Source organism: Lysinibacillus sp. GbtcB16, from assembly GCF_019091145.1.
GTDB lineage: Bacteria > Bacillota > Bacilli > Bacillales_A > Planococcaceae > Lysinibacillus > Lysinibacillus fusiformis.
The window spans coordinates 547,994-574,984 of sequence record NZ_JAGXJV010000002.1 but is presented as its reverse complement, the minus strand read 5'-3'; the positions used below and the strand labels follow the sequence as shown (position 1 = coordinate 574,984).

Genomic DNA, 26,991 nt, shown 5'->3' with positions numbered 1-26,991 from the left:
ATTTAGACAGAAAAAAGAGCAGTCTCTATGTGAGATTGCTCTTTTTTCTTGGACATCATCCCATTTTACTTATTCAATTTCAGAAATCTCTTCTTACCAATTTGCAGGACATCCTCATTCATTAATACTTGAGATAGATCATCCACAGCAATTTTTTCTCCATTTAATGAAACCCCATTTTGTTTAATGAGCCTTATAAAATCACTTTTACTTTGAATAAATTGGATAGAAATTAATTGTGGAATGATATCCTCTATTCTTTCTTTATCAATTTCAAGTAGCAATACAGGAATGTTAGCAGGAATCGTCTTCTTCTGGAAAGCAGCTTCAAAATAAGATTTTGCATCCATCGTAGCTGCATGACCATGATATAAAGCTGTCACTATTTCTGCTAATTGTAGTTTTATATCACGTGGGTTCTCTCCGCTTTGTAGCCTTTCTTGAACTGCTTGCACTTGAAGTGGATGCTCATCTGTCGCTAATTCAAAATATTTGATAATGAGCGAATCTGGTAGTTCCATAATTTTTTTAAACATAACTTCAGGCGCTTCATTGACACCAATATAATTCCCCAAGCTTTTACTCATTTTTTCAATACCATCTAATCCTTCAAGTAATGGCATAAAAATAGCAATTTGTTTTTCTAGCCCTCGATGCCTTTGTAACGTGCGTCCCATGAGAATATTAAACGTTTGATCGGTTCCCCCTAATTCAATATCAGCCTTTAATTCTACAGAATCATACGCCTGCATGAGAGGGTAGAAAAATTCATGTAAGCCAATTGGTATTTGGTGATGGTACCGCTTTTGGAAGTCTTCACGCTCCAAAATACGGGCAACAGATGTAGTAGCAGCCAACTGGATGACTTCTTCAAACGTTAATTTTGCTAACCATTCACTATTGAAACGAACAGTCGTTTTTCCCTCGTCCAACACTTTAAAAATTTGCTCACAATACGTTTTGGCATTTTCCTTCACCAATTCGTCACTTAACGCTACACGTCCCTTAGATTTCCCGGTAGGATCGCCAATACGGCCCGTAAAATCACCAATGACAATGACTGCATGATGCCCTAGGTCCTGCAGCTGTTTAATTTTTCGCAATACGACTGCATGGCCTAAATGAATATCTGGTGCAGATGGATCGAGCCCCAATTTAATCGTTAAGGGCTTTTGCTCTTGAATTGAGTGCTCCAATTTTTTTAGTAGCTCGGGTTCATCAACAATTTTGTCAGTCCCCTTTTTAATAATGGCTAACTGCTCCTTTGGTGTTAAAAACATACAAAACATCTCCTTGTAATATTAAAAAGTTAATATTGCAAGATCTATAAGAGTTCTTGACAGGACTGCTGTCGTCCAATTTGGCACTAGACGTCCAGATGCAAAAAAACGCCCTTAGGAATAAATCCTAAGGACGTTAATGAACGTGGTACCACCTTTTTTCGAGAGCTACTCAAATAGCACTCCTCCATTAGTACAGCCGCAGCGATACTATTGCAATGATTACGGATGCAAACCCGTCGTAGCCTACTAAAATTTCGGTACGCAGCTCCAAGATGTATTCACTTTAATATCCCTTGCGCCTCTCAACGACCGACTACTCTCTGTCAGTTTTTATTAAAGTTACTTGTTCTTTTCCATGCCTTTAACTCTTATACTCCGAAATGTGAAAAACAAATCTTCGTTATGCAGATATTTACACTAATTATAATCACTTCAACAAATTTGTCAATTGTGCAATGTAAAAGAGAGATCTCATGGTGAGATCTCTCTTTGTTTACTTAACGGATTCTTGTTTTAAATTACCTGTCTTTTCATCATAGAAACGAAGAAGGTCTCCATTGATGATGGCGTCAGAATTTTCGAGCTCCATTGTTGCACGATCAGCGTATGGCTGACATGGCTCCCCATCTATTTCTTCGCCAGTTGATTTATCATAGCAAGCCTCTCCCGCATACACATATTTATCTGTGATAAAGCGTCCGTCACGGAACACTACAAAGTCTTCATGTTCTGGAGAGAATAAATCCGCACCCATTTGCATATCTTTTGACGTTTCAATGCCAAGTAGGTGTAAAATTGTTGGACGTAAATCCATTTGTCCTGCCATTTCGGTCATCTCTTTACCATCGTCAGACCCTGGGATATGGATGAATAAAGGTACTTCCTGTAGCAATGCATTATCAAACGGTGTAATTTGTTCTTTTCCTAAATATTGTGCCATCGCTTTATTATGGTTTTCTGAAATACCGTAGTGGTCACCATACATAACGATAATAGAATTATCATAAACACCTTGATCTTTCAATTGTTGGAAGAAATCTTTTAAAGCTTCATCCATATAGCGTACTGTTTGGAAGTAACGATTTAATGTACCTGAATTTGAATCATATTCAGGAATCATAATATCTTCCGGATCCAATGTAAATGGATAGTGATTCGTTAATGTAATAAGTCTTGAGTAGAATGGCTGTGGCATATCTTTCATTAATGCTGCAGATTGCTCTAAGAATGGCGTATCTTTCATTCCCCAGTTCACAGCTTGCCCTTCTTCTACTGTATACGAATCGATATCATAGAACTTATTGATTTTTAAAGATTGATACATGATGTCGCGGTTCCAGAATGATTTATTATTCGGGTGCATGACATTTGTAAAGTATCCATTTTCCCCAAGGCGTTCTGCCATTGAGTTATACGTATTTCCACCATGTGTGAAGAATACTGCTCCACGTCCTAAACCAAATAGTGAATTTTCTACGATAAACTCAGAGTCAGATGTTTTTCCTAGACCTGTTTGGTGATAGAAGTTACTGAAATAATACGTATCTTTATCTTTTGTTAAAGAGTTTAAGAATGGCGTAACCTCATGACCATTCATGTCATTGTTAATGACAAAGTTTTGTAAAGACTCCATAGACACAACAATTAAGTTACGGCCTTTATATTTCCCAAACATTTCTGGGTTGACTGCTGCCTGATTTGAGCGAACATAGTTGTTTACTTCAACTAATTCACTACCGTCCGCTAACGCACGTTGGGCAGAGGATTTTGTTTGAATATAAATATCATACAAATGGTAATTGTACGTACCAATGTTTTTTACAAGTAATTCGCGGTCAAAACTACGTGTTAATAATTGTGGACGCTCTGTTTCAGCTAAACCTAAGTTTAAGAATGACATAGCGATTGCCAGCACAAAAAATGCACGGCGGAATTCCACATTAACTTTAAACGAATTTTTCATTTTTGGTATAAATTTATTCGCTAAGATTAAAATAAGTACATCAACAAAATACAATACATCCCATGGCTCTATTATGGCAGCTACAGAAGTTCCTAAGTCACTAAAGTTACTTGTTTGGAATAATACAGGTAGTGTAATAAAGTCATTGTAGAAACGATAGAACGCTACATTTCCATAAAGGACTATTGATAAAATAATACTGACTGTAATTAAATAACGATTTCTAGCCTTTGGTGATTTAAAGAAAAGTGCTAAACCATACGTAAATAGCAAGAAACTTAATGGGTTAATAAACAAAATAAATTGTTGCATTGCATTTTCAATTTTCATCTCAAAGCTCGTGTGGTAAACAATGACCGTTTTGATCCAAGTTGCTATAATTGCTAGTATCATAAATGAATGTTTAGGCCACTTTATTGATCTCATTCCTAACATCCTCCCTACTTCCTTACAAAAAAATAATAATTTTTTACATTTTGTTACGGAAACAAAATATATCTTAATCCATTTTTTACAGATAATCAACACATATCTTTTGGAAATTTTACTCTCCTCGCTCGTATATGCACCAGATATCTATATATACGTTTTACATTGTAAAAAGTTTCGTAAAAACATAAAAACAGCGGAAATCCACTGTTTTTAAGAATATTACATACATGTTACATTAATTTTACAATACCCCAATACATTATATTTCAAACATTACTTTTTATTCTCTTTCATACGGAGTTTTGTTGTTTCTTGTCGAATTAGTAATAATGCCATTTGGTAATCTTTTATGTCTAGTACATTCGCTTTATAGAGCTCTTTTATTTCATCCTCCATTAACATCAAATCGCCAATAGGGTCCCGTGTATAAATAAAAGTACCATAAGTTTTCAAGAGTTCATAAATATCTAACATTTTATCCATTTTCGTTCGCTCCTCGATGTGCTAGACAGTCAATACGTTCTGTCGGTGTCACTATGATGTCTACAGGGCAATCATGTTCTTCAGTAGGAACACGATTAACGATCTGCTCGTCAAAAAGTAATGACATCAATTTACCCTTTTTATAGTTTAATACATAGCGATCATAATAACCACCGCCATACCCTATTCGATAGCCTAACCGATCAAAAACAACCCCTGGTACTAAGATGATGTCCATCTCATTTGCGTCAACTAACTCACATCGTTCGGGAATAGGCTCACGCAAATGCATATATACTGTTTCAAGCTGAGCAAATGATTCAATGGCGTAAAATGTCATTTCTCTTGTTTTGGGGTGGCACTTTGGCACAGCGACCTTTTTCCCAAGCTGCCATAGTTCTTCAATTAAATGAATGGTGTCGACTTCTGGCTGATTCGAAATGGTAATGCCGATCGTATTTGCTTCTATTATATATGGCTCCTGTAGCACCCTTTGCACTACAGCTTTAGATTGTCTGCGATAAACTTCTTCATTCATTATCGCAAGTGTTTCTCGTACCTTGTTCCGTAATGTTGTTTTATCCATGCAGGCTACCTCCTATATAGTAAAACCTCAATCATTCATAAAAATGTAGAAAGCCAAAACCACTTGTGGTTTTGGCTTAATGAGCGATTACTTAGTTTCACGGTGAAGAGTGTATTTCTTCTCGCGAGAGCAATATTTTTTAAGTTCAAGACGCTCTGGATTGTTACGCTTGTTCTTTTTAGAAATGTAGTTACGTTCGCCGCAATCTGTGCAAGCTAAAGTAATGTTTACGCGCATCATTAACCCTCCCACTCTATATCAAGAATTTAAATTTGAGCATGATTTATACGACTAACCTATTATAACACAAACTGAAAAAAAATCTACCTTCATTTCATATTAAGTTTGCATATGGTAAAATATCTTATAATTACATACTACACGAGGTGAAGCTATTGGATTTATCCATCATACTAATGAGTTTCGGGATTCTTTTGATTATAGTATCGTTCTTTTTCAAAAATAGCTCGAAAAAAGTCGAGAAGGATGTCGAAGAATTATCTATCTCCATATTCCAAGAAACGAATAATTTAAAGCGCCGTTTAAAAATTGTAGAGGAAGAGCTACTATTAGAACCAGAGTTTCAAGTAAAAACAAAATCAACACCTAGTCCTAGTATACAAAACCCTAAAGTTCAACAAGTTATGCAAGCTGTCCAACAAGCCGCACAAGCTTCAAAAGTAGCACCTAATCCATCACAAACAAAGCCGATTCATCAAATAATCGTAAGTCAGGTGCTGGAATTGAATAAACAAGGACTTTCTGTAGGAGATATTAGTATCCGTTCAAATTTAACAGAAGAACAAGTTCGTCAAGTGATTGCAAATGGGGGTCGTTAATTTATGAACAAGTCTTCCATCCGCTCATTTGGCGTAGCCATTTTCCTAGTCGGTGCCATACTTGCTCTTGCAAGCCGCTTCGATGTGAACATTGGGCTCCCTGAAAAAGATTCTTCCAATCAGCAGCAAGTTGAAGAATTGCAAAATAAGCTCAATCAGGCCAATCAAGAAATTGCTGCGTTAAAAAAACAAGTACATACTACTGAAGAAACTACTGCTACTAATTCTTCAGAACCGTCTGTTAAAGAAGATACCAATGCGGATGATACAACAATGACATTGCAAATATATAGTGGGATTACACCATATATTGTGGCCCAAAAGCTAGAGGATGGTGGCATTATTTCTAACAGCGTAGAAATGGAGTTACTACTCGCAAACGCAAAATATGCACGAAGCTTGCAAATTGGGTCCTACGAAGTCAATTCTTCCATGTCTTTAGAGGAAATTGCGAAGTTAATTACAGGTAAAAAACAATAAGAAAAGCTGTCGCCTCATCCAAATTAAGGAGGCGACAGCCTTTTTATTTAAGCAATACTTTCAAAGAAGGCTTGCATCATCCTACTTCCTTCTTTTGTGCCGATTGATTCAGGATGAAATTGCAGACCGTAAAGTGGATATTTTTTGTGTTGGATAGCCATAATCTCCTCGTCATCACTCGCTGTTGCGATAATGTTAAAATCACTGTGTAATGAAGGTTCTTCAATAACTAGGGAATGATACCGCATTACTTGAATAACTCCATCTAAATGTGCAAATAAACCTGTTGGTTCATATTGTAGAGGTGACAACTTGCCGTGCATGATCGTTTGTGCCTGCACGATGTTTGCTCCAAATGCGTACCCAATGGATTGATGTCCAAGACAAATCCCTAATATAGGAAAACTTTGATATAGCTCCTTAATAACATTAACCGTGATACCTGCTTCGGCTGGTGTTCCTGGTCCGGGTGATAAAACAATAGCTTCTGGTGCCATTTTTTGAATTTCTTCTATTGTAATAGCATCATTCCTCACGACTTTAACGTCTTTCCCAAGCATACTTATTTGTTGAAATAGATTGTAAGTAAAAGAATCATAATTATCAATTATTAAAATCATTTTTTCACCTCCAGTAGTGCTCGAGCTTTATTAAGTGTTTCTTCATATTCAGATAATGGGACCGAATCGTGAACAATACCTGCTCCTGCCTGTACATGAGCTTTCTCATCTTTAATGATCATGGTACGAATAGCAAGGGCTAAATCCATATCGCCTGTCGTCGAAATATATCCAACAGCTCCCGCATAGACGCCACGCTTTACAGGCTCTAATTCATTTATAAGCTGCATCGCACGAATCTTTGGTGCTCCTGACACTGTACCCGCAGGTAAGCAAGCACGAAGGACATCCAAAACATGGAGATCATCTCGGAGGTCCGCTAATACCTCAGACACAATATGCATGACATATTTATAGCGTTCAATATTCATGAATTTCTTCAGCTTTACAGAACCCACTTTTGCAATTCGGCCAAGATCATTGCGGCCTAAATCCACTAGCATACGATGTTCCGCCACTTCTTTTTCATCCTCCAATAGGGCATTTGCAATGGCTTCATCCTGCTCCATTGTCTCACCACGAGGCTTGGTGCCTGCGATTGGATTTGTCGTCACCTGCCGATTTTTAACCTTTACTAGGCTTTCTGGAGATGTTCCTAAAATAATATAGGATCCATAATCCATGTAGAACATATATGGAGAGGGATTGGATGTGCGTAATTGGCGATACAGCGCAAAAGGGGAGCCTGTAAACGAGGCTGAGAAGCGCTGTGATAGCACAATTTGGAAAATATCCCCTTTTAATATATGCTGCTTTGCACGCTCCACTAATGTGACAAATTGCTCCTTTGAAATCATTGGCTTAAAATCAAGACTATCTACCTTCACGGCATCAAATGTTGTCCCCATATAAAGCTGCTGCTCCATCATTGAAATAGCCGCTTCCATTTCCTCTAAGGAACGCCCTTCTTTAAATAAATCTATTGAAGCCAATGTAAGTTCCTGTGTCACATGATCAAATACAATAAATGTATCATAGAACAAAACATGAACATCCGGCATGGCTAATTCATCCTGTAAATATTCCCCTATTTTTTCTGTATAAAAAGCTGTTTCATATCCAAAGAAACCAATGGCGCCTCCAAAAAAGTGGAATGGATAAGTTTCTTCATGGAATGGCATCACTTGCTTTAAATAATTGAGCACATTCCCATTCGATTTTTCCTTTTCCTCCCCTTTAAGAAAGGTGTACGCATCATTATTTCCTTTTAATTCAGCCACTGGATCCACTGCAATAAAGGAGTAACGTCCACTTTCCTCATGCTTAGCTGACGATTCGAACAACATTTTATGCTGCCCTCTCAATGATTGATAGACAGAAATAGGGGTCATCATATCTCCCTGTAATACTTTCATGGCATACTTTCTAAGCTCAACTGTCATTCTCTTCTCTCCTTCTCTATGCTCTGCTCTTCTACACCAAATGCATATAAAAAGGCCTTTCCATCACAAAAGGACGGAAAAGCCGTGGTGCCACCTTCATTGGTCTACTAAGAAGACCCTCTCTAAGCCTTATAACGTAGGCATACGCTAATCCATACTGTTATTCAGGATTAGAGCTCCGAAGTCCATTCACCATTTATTTGTGCTAGTTTCCACCAACCACTAGCTCTCTATGACAAATACTAATAGCTACTACTCTTCATCAGCGCTGATTGCTAGATTATATTGTAATGCAAACTATCTTACAATTCAATTTATTTTTTCTTTCTTGGTTCCTCATCCTCATCTGGGGATGCTAAAGTAATGGATAGCTCCTCCACGATTTGGCGTATAGCAAAGAAGATTTCCTGGCGTACTCCTAGCATGACGGCTGTATCATTTGTAGCAACGAAGAAACGAATAAGCACACGATAACTATCATGATGAAATTCATCAATATAAACATGGATCATGTCTTTCTCTGTGTTAGCATGTAAATAAATTTCCTTATGAATAGCCGTTAAGGCACTGCGTAATATGTCTTCTTCATTTGTAGCAGCTACATATAAAAATTGTTCGCATTTACGCTTTTCTCGTCTCGATAAGTTGTAAATAGGACGATTAACCAAATAAGAGTTCGGCACATAGACAAGCCCTTTATCTCCTGTTTGAATTAACGTACTGCGAAGATTAATATCCTCAATGGTTCCTTCAATTTTTTGATCTTCGGTGGCAATCCAATCCCCAATTTGAAAGGGATTGTCAAGCGCCACGGACATACCGCCAAACACATGGGCTAATGTATCGCGAATCCCAAAAGCAATCGCTACTCCTGTTAAGCCAATCCCTGTTAAAAAGCCATTCAGATTAAAGTTCCAAAATGAGGCAATTGTAAACATGGCAAAAATCATAATGAGTACTTTACCAATTCGTAGGAAAAAAGGTAATAGTACATTTTGGTCCTCTTCACTTGTTAATTGAAGTGGCTGCTTTGTATAGAAATTTAAAACATCATATACGCCCTTAAAAGCAAAAAACACCATAATAGACAGTACAAAATTTTTCGTTGATTTATGCGTAAATAAAGGAACTTCTATTAAATAAGATAAGCTTAGCACAATGACTGCCGTCATAAATGCATAGCCAATGGCTTTACTAAATTGTGCAAGCACATTTGCTTGGAAATTTCGCTGACGATTTTTTAAAAAGATGACCAGACGATTAATTATTTTTTTTATGATGAATCGTTGAATCAGCCAGCCAACTATACAAATAATGATTGCTATTAAAACATCCATCCAAGTAGGGACTGTAAATTTAGGTAAAATCCAATGTAATGAATCCATGTATATCTCCTTTTAATACCTATGTATCTCCAATAAAAAGGAGCTGCCCTTCCGTAAAGGTTAGCCCCTTTCTGTTATTGTATTGCATCATCCGCAAAAAAAGCCTTATTGGCAAACCAAAATTGTTGTTTATTAAAATTATCTTCATGCATTGCAATGACAGAAAACTCAGCAAGGTATTTTCGCTTCATTTCCTCTAGCATCGCTTTTGCTTGCTTACTAACAAGATGCTGTCCATCTATAGGAGTGCCCTCTGTAAATATAATGACTTCCGCTTCAGAGCCAAGTTGATTTTCATGCAGTAATGATCTGACAAACTGTAGAACAGGTAAAAGCTCAGCTTCACCTTTAGCTTTATATTCAATAAAGCTCTTAAAATCCGCTAAATTTAAATGACCATTTTCAAAGCGATAGTGAACATCGATTTGCTGATCATAAGGGATAATATATAGATCGCGATTTTCACGATGGGCATTCATAAATAATGGTAATATCATGCTTTTACACAGCTCAGAATAAGCTTCCATCCCGGTCGTCTGCTCTAAACAAATAATCATGGGCCCAGGATCCTGTTTATAGTCATGAAAGGGTACATAAAAAATATTGCCACTCTTTGTTGTTTGCTGTTTGAGCTTTTGACGTCTCAGCTCTGACCATTTCCGTTCGTAATATAAACGCTGCTCCTTACCATTAGCCATTCTCTCAGCCTTCTCGATAGCAGGAATATTTTCACGAATTTCATGCAGAATGTCTGCCAATTCTAGTGCAAATGCTGCCATATTTCGTAATGGTTCACTCTTGAAAAAATAGTCGATAAAATAATGTTGTTCCCTATTACTTAATTCCTCAAGATGTAAGTTTTCGTAGAGAAAACGTAAATAATTACGTTGTTCTAGTGACAAATCTTGATCGAACTTTTCTATGAGCGATTTTATCGGGTCTTTCACGAAGCAGCACCTCCTAAGCACCACATTTTTTTGGATATTGTCTATAGTATAACCAAAAAATTTTTTTGACAATACAAAACACTCGCTATATAGACGCCACATAAAAACACAATGTTGCTGCTGCTAATCATTTTTTTCAAAAGAAAAGAAGAGCTAGCAAGTAGCTCTTCTGCCTAATTATTTAATTCATAATGCTTGCCTTTCACTAAGTAAAAAAGGTGTTCAGCGATATTAGTAGCATGATCGGCAGAACGCTCTAAATAGCGGCAAATAAATGTTAGATGGGTAATTTGAGAAATATGTGCGGGGTCTTCAACGCCTGCTCGTAGCAAGAGTGTAACCGTAGCTCCATATAAATCATCCACATAATCATCTAGTTCAGCAATTTCCTTAGCACGAACAGTATCTTCCTCTGTAAAGGCCTTCATGATGCTCTCTAGCATTTCTACAGTTTTATTGCACATTGTTTGTAGATTTGTCATAGGGAACACAATCGGTTCTTTTCCAATTCGAATCGCTTCTTTAGCGATATTCACCGCATAATCGCCCACTCTTTCCATATCTGCTGCAGCTTTTACCAGGACCATGAGACGACGTAAATCGGTTGCTACAGGTTGTTGCTTAGCAATCATAAGGATTACATGGTCATTTATTTCTTCTTCAAGCCGGTTTATGATTAAATCGTCTTCAAGTATTTTCAAAGCTTTTTCTAAATTCTGTTCCACTAACGCCTCAAAGGACGTTTTTAAGGCGAAAATACTGCTATTGGCAAGTGCTATAAATTGCCCCTGAACTTCTTTTAACTCCTGTTCAAAACGTTCACGTACTACCATCGATTGCTCCTCCTTAGCCGAAACGTCCTGAAATATAATCTTCCGTACGTTGATCTGATGGTGTTTGGAAGATGATATCTGTTTTATCGTATTCTACAACTTCTCCACTCAGGAAGAACGCTGTACGATCAGAGATACGAGCAGCTTGCTGCATATTATGGGTCACAATGATAATGGAATAGTCTTTTTTCAACTCTTGCACAAGCTCTTCCACTTTTAGTGTAGAAATAGGGTCTAATGCAGATGTTGGCTCATCCATTAAAATGACATCTGGTTCAATTGCTAAGCATCTTGCAATACAAATACGCTGTTGCTGACCACCAGATAAACCGTAGGCATTTTGATTTAAACGATCTTTGACCTCATCCCAAATGGCAGCCCCTCTCAGAGACTTTTCAACTATTTCATCTAAAATCTTTTTATTTTTAATGCCATGAATTCTTGGTCCGTACGCAATATTATCATAAATAGATTTTGGGAACGGATTGGGCTTTTGGAACACCATTCCTACGCGTGTTCTTAATTCCTCTACCGTATAGTTTTTATTTAAAATATTACGCTCACGGTATAAAATTTCCCCAGATGTACGAACGCTAGGAACAAGCTCTACCATTCTGTTTAATGTTTTTAAATACGTAGATTTACCACAGCCAGAAGGCCCGATAATTGCCGTTACTTCATTTTCATAAATACTTAAATTAATATCTTTTAGGCCTTGATGATCACCGTACCATAAATTCAAGTTACGTGTATCATAAACAATATTTTTCGCTATATCAGCGGAAGATTTCGTCGTCGCTTGATTCAATTTGACAATTGTTTTTTCCTCTTTAAAATCCAGTACCATAAGGTCACCTCATTAATAACGTTTTTGGAATTTATTTCGAATAAAGATGGCAATAGAGTTCATCAATAGAAGAACAGTCATAAGGACTAAAATACCAGCTGCGGCCACATACTGAAATGCTTCTTGCGGACGTTTTGCCCAATCATAGATTTGCATCGGTAGGGCAGTGAATTGGCTTAGTAAACCATTCGGTAAAAATTGTAGAATGACTGGAATTCCGATGACAACAAGTGGCGCTGTCTCCCCAATGGCACGGGACATAGCCAAAATACTTCCTGTCAAAATACCAGGAATAGCGGCTGGAAGAACCACTCGTAAAATCGTTTGCCATTTTGTTGCGCCCATCCCATATGAAGCTTCACGTTGTTCATTGGGTACTGCACGAATGGCCTCTTGTGCCGCTACAATAATGACAGGTAAAATTAATAAACTCATTGTTAAGCCAGCAGCTAAAACACTTTTGCCTAGTCCCATCATGCGTACAAAAATAGTTAAACCTAGTAATCCAAAAACGATGGAAGGTACACCTGCTAGATTTGAGATATTCATACGAATAAAGTCGTTGATTCTATTTTTCTTGGCATATTCCTCTAAATAGATTGCCGTACCTACACCTAAAATAATGGATACTGGCGCTACAACTGCCATTAACCAAAGGGAACCTATTAGGGCCGCTTTGACACCTGCTTTATCTGCAAAACGTGATGCAAAATTCATTAAGAAATCAATATTTAAATAATCAATTCCTTGTGTCACAATGCGGTAAAGCAAAATAGCTAAGGTAACAAGCGCAAACGTAGTAGCTAAGAAAAATAAGGTTTTCCAAACTTTATTGAATGTAATACGCTTTGTCATTCGTTTCATGACGACTGTGTCATCCATATAGCGCATCTAGTAAACCTCCCTGAAGCGTTTAGAAATATAGTGTGCAAGTAAATTCATTACTAGCGTAAAGATGAATAGTGTAAATCCAACAGAATAGATTGAGTAGTAAATAGTTGTTCCATAACCTGCATCACCTGTTGAAACTTGTACGATGTATGCTGTCATTGTTTGGATAGAATCCGTAACATTGAGATCAAATTTCGGTGTTGATCCGCCTGCAAGCGAAACAATCATCGTTTCTCCTATTGCCCGGGAAATAGCTAATACTATAGATGCGATAATGCCAGATAGTGCCGCAGGTAGTACTACTTTAATTGCTACCTCAAATTTTGTTGCACCTAGAGCTAAAGCCCCTTCGCGCATACTATTGGGTACCGATGACATGGCATCCTCAGATAGAGAAGTGATCATTGGTAAAATCATAATCCCTACAACAATCCCTGGGCTTAGTGCATTAAATAATTTAAGTCCAGGTACAATTTCTTGTAATAAAGGTGTGACAAACGTTAAAGCAAAGAATCCGTAAACAATCGTCGGTACACCCGCTAAAACCTCTAAAATAGGTTTCACGGTACGTCTTGTTTTTTCACTTGCATATTCACTTAAATAGATAGCTGAAGCAATTCCAAATGGTACGGCTACTACAACTGCAATAAGTGTCACTTTTAATGTACCAGCGATTAACGGCAAAATCCCAAACAACGGTTCATTCCCTGAAAACGGTAACCATTTCGTTCCAAACAGGAAATCCGTTATCGACACACGTTTAAAGAATTCAAACGTTTCAAAAATAAGGGTGAAAACAATGCCAAATGTCGTTAAAATAGAGATAATTGCTGCAGAAAATAATAGAGCTGGCATTGCTTTTTCCACTATTTTCTTAGTTTTATGATTGCGCGAATTTGCAATTAATTGCTGCACAGATGATGTCTTATTTTCCTTTTGAGAAACCATTGGGAGCTCCTTTCAAATAAGGGAGGGAAAGAGCATACATCTCTTTCCCTCTATGCATGTCTACTTATTTTAAGCCTTCTAAAGTTTTTAAGCCTTCAGTATATTTTTCTTCAGGTAAACGAACATAGCCAACAGCCTCAGCCATATCACCTGCATTTTCTAATGTAAATTTAATGAAATCATATGCCGCTTCATTATCTTTCATAGCACTATTTTTCACGTATGTGAATAGTGGGCGTGAAAGTGGCGTATATTCGCCTGCTTCAATTGTTTCATTATTTGGCTCTACACCATTTACTTTGACAATGTTTAATTTATCTTTATTTTCTAGATAGTAAGCATAACCGAAGAATCCGATAGCGTTTTTGTCACCTGATACACCTTGAACTAGCATATTATCATCCTCTGATAATGTTGCTGAGCTTACTAGATCCGCTCCATCTAAAATGATTTCATCAAAGTAATCGTATGTGCCTGAATCAGTACCTGGTGAATAGTAAACGATTTTCTCATCTGGCCAAGATGGATCAATGTCAGACCATTTCTTCTCTTTCCCATCTTCAATCCAAATTTTTTGTAACTGTTCTACTGTTAAATCTTTCGCCCAATCATTTTCTGGATTCACGACTACTGATAAACCATCATATGCTAGAGCTAGCTCTGTATAATCAATACCAGCTTCTCCTAGTTTCGCTTTCTCTTCATCTTTTATATTACGAGATGCATTTGAAAAGTCTGTTTCACCTGCGATGAATTTTTCAAAACCACCACCTGTACCAGAAACCCCCACTGATACTTTGACATCTGGTTGTGCGCCTGCATACTCTTCAACAACTGCCTCAATAATTGGTGCAACTGTTGATGAGCCATCTCCAGCTACAGAGCCTTGTAGCTTTTCATCAGCAGCTTCTTGTCCTGAACTAGCTGGTGCGTTCGTTTCAGTATTGTTTCCATTTTGTGCAGAATCGCTACCACATGCACCTAGCATTAATGCAGAACCCATTACTGCTGTCATCGTTAAGTACTTCCACTTTTTCATCTCATTTGCCTCCGTCATGAACTGTTTTATAGTTATTTGTCTTACAATCTTTACTATAATGACTGATTGTTGAAGTCGTATAAACGGTTCGTAAAAGAGATGTAAAGGAATGTAATGCTTTGTAAACGATTGTAAAGACGCATTTACAATTAATCTTCGCTTTGTCATAGCTGTGCCAACTTTTTGCATTTTTTCCTACTTACATCTGCACCATTACCTTCATTTGCAATAGGTGATTCCACATCCAATGAAAGCGATCAATCCATACTATTCTATGTTTGAGGGAAGCGACCTTCTAAGTGTAGAGAGGTTAGAATTTGATTCCTATTTGAAAGATGCTATAATAATCAATTGTGTCAGGAATTACTTTATCTTGATTCAGTAAAAGTTTTTGTACCAACATATAAGCTAGGTACACCCCCTTTCTACAGAAGGGAAAGATAAAGCCTTCAAAGGATGTCACAGATTTTCAACGAGAAGATATGGGCATTATATTGATAAGGCGTAATGAATGAGGAGTTTGACCTTTGTCATGAAACATGCAAACGTACAAAATGCCGATTATTTTAAAACCTATCTATCATTAATCATGGAACATCGAGAATTTACACTTCATGAGGCGATTGATTTTATGGTAGCTTCTTATTTCTATCATAATTTAGAGCTGTATGGCGTAAAGCCAAGAGAGCAATTTGAATTAGCCATCCGCCAATTATCTGCATGAAACTTATTTTCGTCCATAAAAAATAACCGCTAGGCATCCCAGTGCCTAGCGGTTTTCTTATTGTTGCTCATCCTCACCAATTTTTTCCTCTGTAGTAGCTGGTAAAATTGGCTGATTCACTTTACTATCTGTTACTTTTTCAGCTTCATATTTTGCTTTTAATTCGAAGTACTTATCTAGAGAACGTCTAGCAATAAGGTTGTTATTGACTAAATGTTGATTCATATTCGTTGTTGCCCAAGGAATAACCACTGCATAAGCAATTTCAGGGTTTTCATAAGGCGCAAAGCCAACATGTGTTAATGTAATCGTATTTGTACCAAAATGTTCTCGTAATGGACCATAGTAAACTACCTCTGCAGTTCCTGTTTTCCCTGCTGCTGTAAATGGAGCATTTGAGAATTGTCCACGAGCCGTCCCATATGATCCAGTATATACACGACGTAATCCTTGTTTTACATAGTCAATCTCTTCTTTAGGATTATCTAGTTGATTGAGGATAGTTGGTCCTATTTCAGTCACTAATTGCCCTAACTGCTTGCCATCCTGTGATGGATCTCGAACTTCTTTCACAACATGTGGCTGAATACGGTAGCCACCATTAGCAATGGTTGAAATATATTGTGCTAATTGTAGAGGTGTATAAGTGTCATACTGACCAATCGCTAAGTCTAATGTTTTACCACCCATTGTTGGACCTGATGGACCACGCACTCCACTAAATTCATTTGGTAAATCAATGCCTGTTTTCACACCTAGCCCAAATTGTGCAAAATTATTGCGCATTTTTGGGAATGTATCATCCTTTAAACGTAATGGCATCCCATAGCTGTAAGGTGTTTTATTGATTAATAGCGCAATTTTAAACATATAGGAGTTAGAAGAACGTTCCAGGGCCATTAAATCGTTCATTGGCACATAGCCGCTTCTGTTAAAAATGGAACTTTTAAAATCCGTACCTGCTAATTTAATCGGTTCATCACCCATAGAGGTGCCCATCGAGATAACGTCTTGATTGTACCCCGTAAGAACTGTTGCTCCCTTAATCGATGAACCTGCCTCATAAGCTGTCGTAAATGTTCCATATCCGTAATCAACAATTTCACTTTTCCCTGTTTCAGGATTCTTTTCTATTTTCTTACCAACCATAGATAGGACATCTCCTGTATTAGGGTCCATCATAATTAAAAAGGCACGATCTAATAAATACGATCCAGGAAGAGCTTTTAAATTAAGCAGTTCTTCTTCTACAATCTTCTCAGTTTCAGCCTGTAGCTCACTATCCAGTGATAAAACTAAATCTTTACCTGGCTCACCTTCATAAGTTGTAATAGTATCGACTACCTGCCCTTTTTTATTGGTAATATTTTTGACAACTGTTTTTTGACCTTGGAGTAGTTCTTCATACTGCGCCTCAATATAACTTTCCCCTACTCGATCATTTCGTGAATAATCACGGGCTAAATAATAATTCAGCTTCTCTTTTGGTATCCCTTTTGTTGGGACAGTTGTACGACCAAGAATCGATAGAGAAGATAATTTTACGCGTTTCCAATCTGTCGTTGTGTTAACTCCTGACAGTTCCGTTAAACGCTCGGAAACACGGGCAAATTCTTCTGCCGAGACATTTTCACTTTTTATAATTTGAGGTGATAAATTATAACCAGATGTCATCTCCCTAAAGATTGCTAATACTTCTATATCCTTCTCTGACAATTGCAAAAGCTCTTCATTCGTAATGCGTTCACGTACTAGTTTATCAATCTCTGCATTGATTTGACTTGTCGTAATATTTTCTTTTGCTCGAATTTTAGCTTCTTCTGCCTTTGTCACTTTTTCGTAGGCTGCGTCATGATTTTTGATAATCCAAAAATCTTGTTTATCACGCAATGTGACGCGTTTCGTTGGTTGTTCAATTAATTGTGCCAGCTTTTCAGCTATATTTAGCATTTCATCTGTTGTAGTCGTTTGCATTTTCGTATACGTAATCGCATTTTCCGGGTGATTATCTACTAAAATACGACCGTAACGATCATACATTCTCCCCCTAGGCACACTCGTATTGACAGCTACTTCCTCTTTACGTTCTAAATCGAGTACATACTCTTCCCCTTTCACGATTTGCATATAACCTAGTCTAAAAATCAACATTGAAAATACGATAAATATTGCAAAGAAAAGGATATTCATACGAAATGTTAAATTAGAGTGATGTTTTGCTTTAACACTCGCTGCGCGATTTTTCCCTGGTGCTTTGCGCATATGTATTCCCCTCCTTATATTTTTTTCCTTTCAATACACGATACTTAGTATACCATTCGTAGGTTTGACAGGAAAGCATGCACTTGACAATTATTACGGAAAACATCATTTATTTGACGGCATCTAAAGTGGAAAGGTTGCCCTATTTGTTCTATCCATTTCTTTTACACTTTTATCCAATAAAAAAAGGCTATGCCTTAGTGATTTCTCACCATAGCATAGCCATCTCTATTCAGTCATTATTTAGCAGCTTGGAATTTAGCTTCAACTACATCCCAGTTTACTACGTTCCAGAATCCGCCGATGTAATCTGGACGACGGTTTTGGTAGTTTAAGTAGTATGCGTGCTCCCAAACATCTAGGCCTAGAATTGGTTTTTTACCTTCCATTACTGGAGAGTCTTGGTTTGGAGTAGAAGTAACAGCAACTGAGTCACCATCCACGATTAACCATGCCCAACCTGAACCGAAGCGAGTTGTAGCAGCTTTTGCAAATTCTTCTTTGAACGCATCAAAAGATCCGAATTTCGCATCAATTGCTTTTGCAACTTCGCCAACTGGAGTATTAGAACCGCCTGGAGCGATTACTTCCCAGAATAGTGTATGGTTAGCATGTCCGCCACCGTTGTTGCGTACAGCAGTTTGTTTGTCAGCTGGAAGAGCGTCAAGGTTTGCGATTAAATCGTTAATGTCTTTTTCTGCAAATTCAGTACCTTCTACTGCTGCGTTTAAGTTTGTTACATAAGTATTGTGGTGTTTAGAATGGTGAATTTCCATTGTTTTTGCATCGATATGTGGTTCTAATGCGTCGTAAGCGTAAGTTAATTGTGGTAATTCGTAAGCCATTGTTAAGTTCCTCCCTAAAATAAGAAATATTTAGTACATCAATAGATTATCAAAATTGGTCAAACCATTCAATGAAAAATACTTCATTTAGAAGATTTCAGCCTTTTGACTGAAAAACCAATACGTTTACTATCTTACCCAGTTGTCCCATTCATTAAACCTCACGTGTAAACATTAAATCGCGATAAAAAATACCATGATCATCACGATTTGAATGACAGCCTTTGCAATAGTAGAAGTTAAAAAGCCTACTAATGAGCCAATACCACTTTTCACAGCCTCACTAAATGTTCGCTTCTCTACAATTAATTCAGCAATAACTGCCCCTAAAAATGGACCAAGTAAAATCCCAGCCACAGGGATGACAAATGGGCCGATTAATAATCCAATAGTACTTCCCCACATTCCGGCATTGGAGCCGCCAAACTTTTTAATGCCAAATGCATTGGCCAATGTGTCAGCACCAAATAACAGCACTACAAATAATAGTTCAATTACCCAGAACCACCAGCTTAACTCAGCGAAGGAGAAAAATAAGCCATATAGCAGGAATCCTCCGACTAAAAATAAGACACCTGGTATAATCGGATAGACTAAACCAACAAATGAAATAATAAAGCAGGCTATTACTAAAATCCAGCCAACAACTTCCATAAAGTTTCTCTCCTTTTTCGTACATTGACTTTCATACGGACAAACAAAGTGAAAGGTTTCACTTTGTTAATGGCGAATACCTAAAATTGAATCTGCAATATTAACCGCATGGTCACCAATACGTTCCAGATTACTTACGATGTCCATATAGACAATCCCTGCCGCTCCACTACATTCATTCGTATTCAAACGTGCAATATGTTTCTGACGAAGTTTATCCTCCATATCGTCTATCAAGCTTTCAAGCTCCGTCACCTCTTGAGCTAAACTTAAGCTCGCCGTATCCAAGGCCTCTATACTTTTACGGACAGCCTCTATAGCTAAACTAAACATGCCAATTAAATCTTGGCGTGCCGACTTACTTAAGCTCACTTCATGATGATCCTTGTATTGTAAAAGCTCTAATATATTCTCAAAGTGATCACCAATTCGTTCGAAGTCTCGCACATTTGTTAATAATGTATGATGTCTTACTGAGTCTGCACGAGATAAGGGCTGCTTAGACACCATTACTAAATAATCGGTAATTTCATTATCTAGATGATTAAGGCCGGCCTCTAATTGTAAAACTGTAGGAATATGTTCGGCTTCCCCTGATTTCATATATAGAAATGTTTCTTCTAAGCCTCGTAAAGCATGCTCTCCCATTCGTAATACTTCCTCTTTGGCTTGGCCAAGTGCTATCGCTGGAGAGGAATCAATAAAAGAAGGATCTAAATGCTTAGTTGTGACATTGATATGCCCATCATGTCCTGGTATCAATTTCGTAACTAATGCTGCCAATCCTGCAATAAAGGGGAGTTGAATCATCATATTAAATACATTAAATGAGCCGTGAGCAATTGCAATTTGCATACGAGGCTCTAAATGAAATAATCCACTGACCCATTGAACATATTGCATAAACGGGGTGAAAAAAATCATGAAAATAATCGTACCAATCACATTAAAAAGTACATGTGCAGCGGCTGCCCGTTTTGCATAAATAGAAGCGCCCAGTGACGCTAATACCGCAGTAATCGTCGTACCAATATTTTCACCAAATAAAATTGGCAAGGCATTGTTCAATCCGATCAAATGCTCAGCATATAAGCCCTGAAGCACACCAACTGTGGCCGTAGAGCTTTGTACAAGCAAGGTAAAAACGGTACCTAAAAATATACCTAAAATGGGTTGATTACTTAAATGAAGCGTTAGCGATGCGAAATCTGCCAGTTGATGTAGTGACTGCATACTTGCACTCATTAGCTCTAGCCCTAAAAATAAGCCACCAAAGCCAAATATAATTTGACCAATATGTTGATATGTTGCTTTTTTTAAGAAAAATAAACAGCCTGCCCCGATTGCTAATAAGGGATAAAAATAGATACCAATATTAATACCAATAATGAATGCTGTAATGGTTGTACCAATATTTGCTCCCATAATTACACCAATTGCTTGGCGTAACGTTAAAAATCCGGCACTCACTAACCCTACAGTAATGACTGTCGTTGCAGAGCTTGACTGAATGCAAATTGTTACAAATATGCCTACTAAAACTCCCATGATGGGGTTAGTTGTAAAGCGATTTAACCATTCGCGTAATCGATCATCCGCTGATTTTTGAAGCCCATCCCCCATAAATTTAATGGAAAATAAAAAGACTCCTAACCCACCTAAAAACTGAAAGAGTATGCTTTGCCAATCTATTGTCACTTGTTTTCGCTCCAATTCCTACGTCTCTACTACTCTATTTCTAATCTTTAATTGATTACAAACAAAAAGTAAAGAAATCCTTTAATTTCTTTACATAATGTTAACATTTTAACATCAAGTCCCCCTTCATCATACTTCTTTCATACCCTATGCTCTTTGAACATGTTAATATATTGTTTGGAGGAGATATAGTATGAAACACTCACAGCTATTTATCGATAGTCTCATTCATCCTAAAAAACTAGCAGCCTATCGTTTACTACCTATTGGAAAAGTTATTCAATATACTTTTCTGCTCATTACCCTTGTAACCGTATTCTCTTTAGGTAGATTTGCAGCGGGTATGTCTGTTGATACGATTGATATGAACAGTTTAAATGGTTTAACTGAATACATAGATGGCATTAAATGGCTCTTATATCCGTTTACGTTCTTAATGCTTTTTGTCTTTACAACCATGCTGATTTTTGCACAGATTGCTCTCTATGCCTTAGCCGGTTTATTTATCTTAAAAGTGATGAAACGTCGCGGTGAATACCGTCATATATGGCGGACAACAACGTTTGCCATTACGTGGGCGACATTATTGTCGATGCTAGCAGAATATTTACCGATTAACAGTACGATTATCTCTGTTTTTTCTTTATTATTGACGATCGTTCTATTAATTGTGGCCTTTACAAAATATCCAAAACAACCAATTTCAAAATAATGTGCATGAATCCCCCCTCTTCTAAATATAGTGTAGAAAAGGAGGGATTTTTTTGCGGGCATTCATCTTAACAGCTATCATAATTGTCATCGCTTTTGTCGTGAAAGTTGATTTAACCGAGGGATCGATCCCACTTGCTGCTTTACAAACAAAAAGTACTAACAGTCAATGTGAACAGCAACGTGAGCCAAATTATATCACCGTACAAACTATTGAAGGAGATACTATTCATAGTTTATTTGCCTTACACCCTGCAAAAGTTCCTATGACATTCCCAGAACGTTTACAATTATTTTACAACTTAAACCCACACTTACAATTACAGGAATTGATTCCCGGTGGAAATATTAAGCTTCCTCTTACGTTTGAATTCGAAAACAAATGCGGAAAATGAAAAGTTAGCGTTTCTTCCTTGTCCTTATTTTCTTACACTGCTAAAATAAATGACAGTGACGGCTGAAAATAGTGGCCCGAAAAGGAGAGAAAGTTAATGAGTGAAATTTGTCACCGTACAAATACACGTCCTGTACGTGTCGGTAACTTAACAATTGGTGGTAGTAATGAATTATTCATTCAAAGTATGTGTACAACAAAAACACATGATGTAGATGCAACAGTGGCAGAGATTCTTCGACTTGAAGAAGCAGGCTGTCAAATAGTTCGTGTTGCAGTTCCAGATGAGCGTGCTGCAGATGCAATTGCCGAAATCAAAAAACGTATCCATATTCCATTAGTAGCTGATATTCATTTTGACTATAGATTAGCATTAAAAGCCATTGAAAATGGTATCGATAAAGTACGTATTAACCCAGGTAATATTGGTCGTAAAGAAAAAGTGGAGGCTGTCGTGAATGCAGCTAAAGCAAAAGGTATTCCAATTCGTATTGGTGTAAATGCTGGTTCATTAGAGCGTCATATTTTAGAAAAATACGGTTATCCAACGGCTGATGGTATGGTTGAGTCTGCTCTTCACCATATTAAAATTTTAGAAGACTTGGACTTCCACGATATTATTGTATCGATGAAGGCATCTGACGTAAATCTTGCTATTGAAGCCTATGAAAAAGCAGCTAAGGCTTTTAATTATCCGCTACATTTAGGTATTACAGAATCAGGTACACTGTTTGCTGGTACTGTAAAATCAGCGGCTGGACTTGGAGCCATCCTATCAAAAGGAATTGGTAACACATTACGTATTTCACTTTCAGCAGACCCTGTTGAGGAAATAAAAGTAGCACGTGAACTATTAAAATCCTTTGGTCTAGCTTCTAATATGGCAACATTAATCTCTTGTCCAACATGTGGACGCATTGAAATTGATTTAATTTCCATTGCGAATGAAGTAGAAGAATATATTTCTAAATTGAAGGTACCTTTAAAAGTAGCAGTATTAGGCTGTGCGGTAAACGGTCCTGGTGAAGCACGTGAAGCAGATATAGGTATTGCTGGTGCACGTGGTGAGGGCTTGTTATTCATGAAGGGGAAAACTGTTCGTAAAGTCCCTGAAGAAACAATGGTTGAAGAGTTAAAAAAAGAAATTGATAAATTAGCGGCAGAGATGGAAGAAAAGCGCGCAGCAGAAGAAGCACAAAAAGCGAATGCCTAAGGAGGTACTAGCATGAAAAAGCCCCGCTTTGGTATTGATATTGATGGGACTGTAACATGTCCAAGTACACTCATCCCACATATTAATAAACAATACAACGTAAATATTACGCTTGATGATGTTTGTGAGTATGATTTTTTATCAGCCTTTCCACACCCTATTGATCGAAGTGCCTTTAACACATGGTTTAAAGAAAACGAGCCGTATATGTACGAAGTGTCGGAAGTGGCAAAAGATGCAAAAAGCATTCTAACTGCTTGGCAAAATTCTTATGAGCTCTACTATATTTCGGCACGAGGCGAAAATGTAGCAGACATTACAATGAATTGGTTTAAAACTCAGGCTATCCCTTATGATCATATCGAACTTTTAGGGAGCCATGATAAATTAGCAGTTGCTAAAAAGCATCATGTAGAAGCTTTCTTTGAGGATAAGCACGATAATGCGGTTATGCTGGCAGAGGAGCTAAAAATACCTGTCGTGTTATTTGATACGCCTTATAACCGTCTTGCTGTCCCTGACAATGTTGTAAGGGTATATAACTGGCAAGAAGCCAATCAATTTATCACAAATCATTTCAAATAATATACTGAAGAGTCGTGTTCAGATAAAGAACACGACTCTTTTATTTGCCATCAGCGGATGATAAGGCTTGGAGCAGAAGCCGTTCAAACAAATTCGTTTGACGATAGATCTGCTAATTTTTTCACTATACTTCCAGAATGCCTCGTATCCAACGCTCCACAAAGTTTTCAAAGGTAATGCCATAATTATCGTAGACGGCATGATAAACAAAATAAGTTCCTAATCGATCTAGAATTTCATCATTAATTTTCATCACAAACCGCTCCCTTTCTACTTGTTTTTCACCAAATTTTCATACTTCTATACTCCCAAATGACGAACAATCGAGTGGAGGTCGCATCGTTGCAAAACCGTCACAATCTACCGCTTTCATGCCCTTTCTTCGTATTTTTCTTTTCGATAAGATAGTAGTAACAACTTGCTAGACTGGAGGGACTACTTGTGAAATGGATGACAAAATTAGCTTGTATGACATGCATCTGCGTACTACTGACCGGCTGTGGTGATCGATTATCTGAAATTAAAGATGCAGCTTCTGGCATCAACACAGCGGCAAACTCCGCTGCTAGTGCAGTAAGTCGAGATGTACATGCTATACGCGCTATAGACATTAACTATAAAGATACATCTTTCACGGTTAATGACCTATTTAAAACTATTTTACGTGACATACGCTGGGATTATGACCCGGAAAAAAATGAGCTACATGTGAGAGGCACTTGGCAACCCCCACTATTTTCTGATCAGCCATGGGATGATCAGTTGAAAGAAAAGCTTGCTGAGTCAGGCATTGTGGACGTTACATGCAAAATAATTGATGATAAAATTGATAGCTCTCAAACTACAACGACCGTTATTTTTAATAATGAAAATCTCTTACAAAAAAATGGTGAAGAAGCACTCCATCACCTATATGATACCTATTTACTGTCAACACACTAAAAACGTTTCTGCCATGATAACTGGCAGAAACGTTTTTTATAATAAGTCTTACAATTTTGAAATATTAGGTGCTTTTATTTGAATAAAATAAAACCATCACGTTATAATCAAAGTACAACGTGATGGTTTGGAGGTGTTTGCATTGGGACAGAGAAATTAAAAATTGGCGAGCTTGCTGAAAAAACTGGCATTACAAAACGAACAATCGATTATTATACAAACATAGGCTTGTTGGTTGCAGAACGTTCTGCAACAAATTATCGCTACTATGATCCCTTCATGATTGAACGACTTCAATTCATTGAACAGCGCAAACAACAAGGGCTTTCACTCGTTGAAATCCAACATGAATTAAACATCACACCCTATGAAGAGATTGATGTACAAACGCTTCGTTTAAAAATGCAAGATTTAGAGCATGATGTAGCGTCTCTACTAGAACAAATGAACCAGCAAGATGATAAAAAAATTGAAACTATTAAAAAAAATGTTTCACCTGAAAGCATTGCATTAATGCAATCCTTACTTTTACTTATTCATAATTAGGAGGTGACGTTCTGTTTTTACAGAACGACTATTTGGATACCATAATAAACTTATCGATTTTTACCATATTATTAGCTTTAACAGGTTTTTTCGTGGCAACAGAGTTTGCAATTGTAAAGGTTCGTTCCTCAAGACTTGATCAGCTTATTGCAGAGGGAAATACAAAAGCCATTGCTGCCAAGCAAGTGGTCGATCATTTAGATGAATATTTATCTGCCTGTCAATTAGGGATTACAGTAACCGCTCTTGGTATCGGTATGGTTGGTGAAAAAACGTTTGAATTTATGCTTCACCCACTATTCGAAATGATCGGAATTTCAGATAAATATATGACGATCTTTACTATTGGTACAGCCTTTGCTATCGCTACATTCTTACATGTTGTTGTCGGCGAACTAGCCCCGAAAACAGCAGCTATTCAAAAAGCGGAAACAATTACTCTACTTTTCGCAAAGCCGATTATGTTCTTTTACAAAATCATGTACCCATTTATTTGGTTCTTGAACGGCTCTGCACGCGTTTTGATTGGTTTTTTCGGTATGAAGCCTGCAAGTGAGCATGAGCTTTCTCATACGGAGGAAGAACTGCGACTATTACTGTCTGAAAGCTTTAAAAGTGGTGAAATCAATAAAACAGAGCTTAAATATGTAAATAACGTCTTTGAGTTTGACGAACGTATTGCTCGTGAAATCATGGTTCCTCGAACAGAAATTGTTGGGATTGAACGAAATGACTCGTTTACAACTATCATCCATCATTTTGCCGCTGAAAAATATACGCGTTACCCTATTTATGATGGCGACCGCGATAATATTTTAGGGTTTATCAATGCAAAGGAATTGTTTACACACGGTTTACTTGAAAAGCTTACAGACGAGACATTAGTCATTGAAGATTTCATTAATCCAGTTATTCGTGTGATTGAAACTATCCCTGTTCAAGAATTACTTGTACGAATGCAAAAAGAACGTATTCATATGGCCATTTTAATGGATGAATATGGTGGGACATCAGGTCTCGTAACCGTTGAAGATATTTTAGAAGAAATTGTTGGTGAAATTCGTGATGAATTTGACGATGATGAAATTGCAGATATTCGAAAAATCACAGAAAACCATTATATATTAAATGCAAAGATGCTTGTTGAAGATGTAGAAAATTTACTAAATATAACATTAGAAGCCGAGGAAGTGGAAACATTAGGTGGTTGGTTCTTATCCGTGAATAATGGGATAAAAGCATCCGCAAATATTGAGCTTGACTCCTATGTCTTCAGTATTTATGAACAACAAGGACATCAGATACATTATATCGAGGTTCGACCTCTACGAATTAGTGCACCGGCGTCCTTCATTACAAAGGTACAGCCCTAACCTTATTATTTGAAACCATTTTCGTTATTCCATTATTAGCCATTTCAAGCTATAATGAGAGTAGGAATATGATTCTAGTTTCAGGG

29 protein-coding genes and 2 other annotated features are annotated in these 26,991 nt (G+C 37.3%); of the genes, 10 read left to right on the top strand and 19 right to left on the bottom strand.

What is annotated here, in order from left to right; genetic code table 11:
• Window positions 1-65: 65 nt before the first annotated feature.
• The 5 genes from tyrS to rpmG all read right to left on the bottom strand — a co-directional run bounded on the left by tyrS (window position 66) and on the right by rpmG (window position 4,984).
• Entirely contained in the window at window positions 66-1,280 is a 1,215-nt protein-coding gene (tyrS, locus tag KVT27_RS14710) for a tyrosine--tRNA ligase (RefSeq protein WP_217581506.1), read from the bottom strand.
• A gap of 126 nt (window positions 1,281-1,406) precedes the next feature.
• Window positions 1,407-1,648, bottom strand: a binding site (T-box leader).
• A gap of 128 nt (window positions 1,649-1,776) precedes the next feature.
• Window positions 1,777-3,672: an LTA synthase family protein gene (locus KVT27_RS14705; protein WP_036128121.1), complete on the bottom strand. Its 1,896-nt coding sequence runs from the start codon at window positions 3,670-3,672 to the stop codon at window positions 1,777-1,779.
• Window positions 3,673-3,951: 279 nt separating this feature from the next.
• Complete coding sequence (locus KVT27_RS14700; RefSeq protein ID WP_036127081.1) at window positions 3,952-4,161, bottom strand: YqgQ family protein; 210 nt, start codon at window positions 4,159-4,161, stop codon at window positions 3,952-3,954.
• Entirely contained in the window at window positions 4,154-4,747 is a 594-nt protein-coding gene (locus tag KVT27_RS14695; protein ID WP_036127083.1) for a 5-formyltetrahydrofolate cyclo-ligase, read from the bottom strand. The genes KVT27_RS14700 and KVT27_RS14695 overlap by 8 nt, the downstream gene beginning before the upstream one ends.
• Before the next feature lie 87 nt (window positions 4,748-4,834).
• Window positions 4,835-4,984, bottom strand: a complete 150-nt coding sequence (gene rpmG / locus KVT27_RS14690) for a 50S ribosomal protein L33 (protein ID WP_008408521.1) — start codon at window positions 4,982-4,984, stop codon at window positions 4,835-4,837.
• 158 nt (window positions 4,985-5,142) lie between these two features.
• On the opposite strand from rpmG, the gene KVT27_RS14685 reads away from it, so the two are divergent.
• Window positions 5,143-5,586: a hypothetical protein gene (locus tag KVT27_RS14685; protein ID WP_217581505.1), complete on the top strand. Its 444-nt coding sequence runs from the start codon at window positions 5,143-5,145 to the stop codon at window positions 5,584-5,586.
• 3 nt (window positions 5,587-5,589) lie between these two features.
• Window positions 5,590-6,066, top strand: a complete 477-nt coding sequence (locus tag KVT27_RS14680) for a hypothetical protein (protein WP_036149079.1) — start codon at window positions 5,590-5,592, stop codon at window positions 6,064-6,066.
• A gap of 47 nt (window positions 6,067-6,113) precedes the next feature.
• Here the strand turns inward: KVT27_RS14680 and KVT27_RS14675 are convergent, their stop codons facing one another.
• The 9 genes from KVT27_RS14675 to KVT27_RS14635 all read right to left on the bottom strand — a co-directional run bounded on the left by KVT27_RS14675 (window position 6,114) and on the right by KVT27_RS14635 (window position 14,958).
• Window positions 6,114-6,686 carry an anthranilate synthase component II gene (locus tag KVT27_RS14675; protein WP_036127089.1) on the bottom strand — a complete coding sequence of 191 codons (573 nt, stop codon included), beginning with the start codon at window positions 6,684-6,686 and terminating at the stop codon, window positions 6,114-6,116.
• Entirely contained in the window at window positions 6,683-8,068 is a 1,386-nt protein-coding gene (gene trpE, locus KVT27_RS14670) for an anthranilate synthase component I (protein ID WP_036149081.1), read from the bottom strand. The genes KVT27_RS14675 and trpE overlap by 4 nt, the downstream gene beginning before the upstream one ends.
• Window positions 8,069-8,134: 66 nt before the next feature.
• Window positions 8,135-8,343, bottom strand: a binding site (T-box leader).
• A 39-nt stretch (window positions 8,344-8,382) separates the two neighbouring features.
• Complete coding sequence (locus KVT27_RS14665; protein WP_036127092.1) at window positions 8,383-9,453, bottom strand: mechanosensitive ion channel family protein; 1,071 nt, start codon at window positions 9,451-9,453, stop codon at window positions 8,383-8,385.
• 74 nt (window positions 9,454-9,527) lie between these two features.
• Complete coding sequence (locus KVT27_RS14660; protein WP_036149082.1) at window positions 9,528-10,400, bottom strand: vWA domain-containing protein; 873 nt, start codon at window positions 10,398-10,400, stop codon at window positions 9,528-9,530.
• Between the two features lie 173 nt (window positions 10,401-10,573).
• The gene (phoU, locus tag KVT27_RS14655) at window positions 10,574-11,233 is read right to left on the bottom strand and encodes a phosphate signaling complex protein PhoU (protein ID WP_036127094.1); all 660 of its coding nucleotides are present in this window, start codon (window positions 11,231-11,233) and stop codon (window positions 10,574-10,576) included.
• 13 nt (window positions 11,234-11,246) lie between these two features.
• Window positions 11,247-12,080: a phosphate ABC transporter ATP-binding protein PstB gene (pstB, locus tag KVT27_RS14650; protein ID WP_008178335.1), complete on the bottom strand. Its 834-nt coding sequence runs from the start codon at window positions 12,078-12,080 to the stop codon at window positions 11,247-11,249.
• Window positions 12,081-12,092: 12 nt separating this feature from the next.
• The gene (gene pstA / locus KVT27_RS14645) at window positions 12,093-12,971 is read right to left on the bottom strand and encodes a phosphate ABC transporter permease PstA (protein ID WP_036127097.1); all 879 of its coding nucleotides are present in this window, start codon (window positions 12,969-12,971) and stop codon (window positions 12,093-12,095) included.
• Window positions 12,972-13,919: a phosphate ABC transporter permease subunit PstC gene (gene pstC, locus KVT27_RS14640; protein ID WP_008178337.1), complete on the bottom strand. Its 948-nt coding sequence runs from the start codon at window positions 13,917-13,919 to the stop codon at window positions 12,972-12,974.
• Between the two features lie 64 nt (window positions 13,920-13,983).
• The gene (locus tag KVT27_RS14635) at window positions 13,984-14,958 is read right to left on the bottom strand and encodes a PstS family phosphate ABC transporter substrate-binding protein (RefSeq protein WP_031416968.1); all 975 of its coding nucleotides are present in this window, start codon (window positions 14,956-14,958) and stop codon (window positions 13,984-13,986) included.
• 532 nt (window positions 14,959-15,490) lie between these two features.
• Between KVT27_RS14635 and KVT27_RS14630 the strand changes: the two genes are divergently transcribed.
• Complete coding sequence (locus tag KVT27_RS14630; protein ID WP_036127099.1) at window positions 15,491-15,682, top strand: hypothetical protein; 192 nt, start codon at window positions 15,491-15,493, stop codon at window positions 15,680-15,682.
• Between the two features lie 57 nt (window positions 15,683-15,739).
• Here KVT27_RS14630 and KVT27_RS14625 read toward each other — a convergent pair whose 3' ends face one another.
• The 4 genes from KVT27_RS14625 to KVT27_RS14610 all read right to left on the bottom strand — a co-directional run bounded on the left by KVT27_RS14625 (window position 15,740) and on the right by KVT27_RS14610 (window position 21,141).
• Complete coding sequence (locus tag KVT27_RS14625; RefSeq protein WP_036149083.1) at window positions 15,740-17,944, bottom strand: peptidoglycan D,D-transpeptidase FtsI family protein; 2,205 nt, start codon at window positions 17,942-17,944, stop codon at window positions 15,740-15,742.
• 239 nt (window positions 17,945-18,183) lie between these two features.
• Window positions 18,184-18,789, bottom strand: coding sequence for a superoxide dismutase (locus tag KVT27_RS14620; protein ID WP_008178341.1), 606 nt, complete (start codon window positions 18,787-18,789; stop codon window positions 18,184-18,186).
• 174 nt (window positions 18,790-18,963) lie between these two features.
• Window positions 18,964-19,443, bottom strand: coding sequence for a DUF456 domain-containing protein (locus KVT27_RS14615; protein ID WP_217581504.1), 480 nt, complete (start codon window positions 19,441-19,443; stop codon window positions 18,964-18,966).
• Between the two features lie 66 nt (window positions 19,444-19,509).
• Complete coding sequence (locus KVT27_RS14610) at window positions 19,510-21,141, bottom strand: Na/Pi cotransporter family protein (protein WP_036127105.1); 1,632 nt, start codon at window positions 21,139-21,141, stop codon at window positions 19,510-19,512.
• 193 nt (window positions 21,142-21,334) lie between these two features.
• Here KVT27_RS14610 and KVT27_RS14605 point away from each other — a divergent pair, with 193 nt between their 5' ends.
• The 4 genes from KVT27_RS14605 (at window position 21,335) to KVT27_RS14590 (ending at window position 24,044) form a co-directional block, all read left to right on the top strand.
• Window positions 21,335-21,853, top strand: a complete 519-nt coding sequence (locus tag KVT27_RS14605; RefSeq protein ID WP_008178344.1) for a DUF1189 family protein — start codon at window positions 21,335-21,337, stop codon at window positions 21,851-21,853.
• Between the two features lie 52 nt (window positions 21,854-21,905).
• Entirely contained in the window at window positions 21,906-22,247 is a 342-nt protein-coding gene (locus KVT27_RS14600) for a hypothetical protein (protein ID WP_036127107.1), read from the top strand.
• A gap of 96 nt (window positions 22,248-22,343) precedes the next feature.
• Complete coding sequence (gene ispG / locus KVT27_RS14595) at window positions 22,344-23,459, top strand: flavodoxin-dependent (E)-4-hydroxy-3-methylbut-2-enyl-diphosphate synthase (protein WP_008178346.1); 1,116 nt, start codon at window positions 22,344-22,346, stop codon at window positions 23,457-23,459.
• A gap of 12 nt (window positions 23,460-23,471) precedes the next feature.
• Window positions 23,472-24,044, top strand: a complete 573-nt coding sequence (locus tag KVT27_RS14590; protein ID WP_036149084.1) for a 5' nucleotidase, NT5C type — start codon at window positions 23,472-23,474, stop codon at window positions 24,042-24,044.
• Window positions 24,045-24,168: 124 nt separating this feature from the next.
• Here KVT27_RS14590 and KVT27_RS27085 read toward each other — a convergent pair whose 3' ends face one another.
• Complete coding sequence (locus KVT27_RS27085) at window positions 24,169-24,297, bottom strand: hypothetical protein (protein ID WP_008178349.1); 129 nt, start codon at window positions 24,295-24,297, stop codon at window positions 24,169-24,171.
• A gap of 197 nt (window positions 24,298-24,494) precedes the next feature.
• Between KVT27_RS27085 and KVT27_RS14585 the strand changes: the two genes are divergently transcribed.
• The 3 genes from KVT27_RS14585 (at window position 24,495) to KVT27_RS14575 (ending at window position 26,905) form a co-directional block, all read left to right on the top strand.
• Window positions 24,495-24,986 (top strand): hypothetical protein, encoded by a 492-nt coding sequence (locus tag KVT27_RS14585; protein WP_233301485.1) that lies wholly within the window; start codon window positions 24,495-24,497, stop codon window positions 24,984-24,986.
• A gap of 141 nt (window positions 24,987-25,127) precedes the next feature.
• Window positions 25,128-25,532: a MerR family transcriptional regulator gene (locus KVT27_RS14580; RefSeq protein WP_225316177.1), complete on the top strand. Its 405-nt coding sequence runs from the start codon at window positions 25,128-25,130 to the stop codon at window positions 25,530-25,532.
• A 32-nt stretch (window positions 25,533-25,564) separates the two neighbouring features.
• Window positions 25,565-26,905 (top strand): hemolysin family protein, encoded by a 1,341-nt coding sequence (locus KVT27_RS14575; RefSeq protein ID WP_036127115.1) that lies wholly within the window; start codon window positions 25,565-25,567, stop codon window positions 26,903-26,905.
• The last annotated feature ends 86 nt before the right edge of the window (window positions 26,906-26,991 follow it).

Coding starts and splice junctions, on each gene's coding strand:
- KVT27_RS14585 (WP_233301485.1), top strand. CDS start 24,495: ATGACAAAATTAGCTTGTATGACATGCATCTGCGTACTACTGACCGGC.
- KVT27_RS27085 (WP_008178349.1), bottom strand. CDS start 24,297: ATGAAAATTAATGATGAAATTCTAGATCGATTAGGAACTTATTTTGTT.
- KVT27_RS14630 (WP_036127099.1), top strand. CDS start 15,491: ATGAAACATGCAAACGTACAAAATGCCGATTATTTTAAAACCTATCTA.
- KVT27_RS14605 (WP_008178344.1), top strand. CDS start 21,335: ATGAAACACTCACAGCTATTTATCGATAGTCTCATTCATCCTAAAAAA.
- KVT27_RS14615 (WP_217581504.1), bottom strand. CDS start 19,443: ATGGAAGTTGTTGGCTGGATTTTAGTAATAGCCTGCTTTATTATTTCA.
- KVT27_RS14700 (WP_036127081.1), bottom strand. CDS start 4,161: ATGGATAAAATGTTAGATATTTATGAACTCTTGAAAACTTATGGTACT.
- KVT27_RS14665 (WP_036127092.1), bottom strand. CDS start 9,453: ATGGATTCATTACATTGGATTTTACCTAAATTTACAGTCCCTACTTGG.
- KVT27_RS14590 (WP_036149084.1), top strand. CDS start 23,472: ATGAAAAAGCCCCGCTTTGGTATTGATATTGATGGGACTGTAACATGT.
- pstC (WP_008178337.1), bottom strand. CDS start 13,919: ATGGTTTCTCAAAAGGAAAATAAGACATCATCTGTGCAGCAATTAATT.
- KVT27_RS14680 (WP_036149079.1), top strand. CDS start 5,590: ATGAACAAGTCTTCCATCCGCTCATTTGGCGTAGCCATTTTCCTAGTC.
- phoU (WP_036127094.1), bottom strand. CDS start 11,233: ATGGTAGTACGTGAACGTTTTGAACAGGAGTTAAAAGAAGTTCAGGGG.
- tyrS (WP_217581506.1), bottom strand. CDS start 1,280: ATGTTTTTAACACCAAAGGAGCAGTTAGCCATTATTAAAAAGGGGACT.
- KVT27_RS14635 (WP_031416968.1), bottom strand. CDS start 14,958: ATGAAAAAGTGGAAGTACTTAACGATGACAGCAGTAATGGGTTCTGCA.
- ispG (WP_008178346.1), top strand. CDS start 22,344: ATGAGTGAAATTTGTCACCGTACAAATACACGTCCTGTACGTGTCGGT.
- pstA (WP_036127097.1), bottom strand. CDS start 12,971: ATGCGCTATATGGATGACACAGTCGTCATGAAACGAATGACAAAGCGT.
- KVT27_RS14620 (WP_008178341.1), bottom strand. CDS start 18,789: ATGGCTTACGAATTACCACAATTAACTTACGCTTACGACGCATTAGAA.
- KVT27_RS14695 (WP_036127083.1), bottom strand. CDS start 4,747: ATGGATAAAACAACATTACGGAACAAGGTACGAGAAACACTTGCGATA.
- KVT27_RS14625 (WP_036149083.1), bottom strand. CDS start 17,944: ATGCGCAAAGCACCAGGGAAAAATCGCGCAGCGAGTGTTAAAGCAAAA.
- pstB (WP_008178335.1), bottom strand. CDS start 12,080: ATGGTACTGGATTTTAAAGAGGAAAAAACAATTGTCAAATTGAATCAA.
- KVT27_RS14705 (WP_036128121.1), bottom strand. CDS start 3,672: ATGAGATCAATAAAGTGGCCTAAACATTCATTTATGATACTAGCAATT.
- trpE (WP_036149081.1), bottom strand. CDS start 8,068: ATGACAGTTGAGCTTAGAAAGTATGCCATGAAAGTATTACAGGGAGAT.
- rpmG (WP_008408521.1), bottom strand. CDS start 4,984: ATGCGCGTAAACATTACTTTAGCTTGCACAGATTGCGGCGAACGTAAC.
- KVT27_RS14675 (WP_036127089.1), bottom strand. CDS start 6,686: ATGATTTTAATAATTGATAATTATGATTCTTTTACTTACAATCTATTT.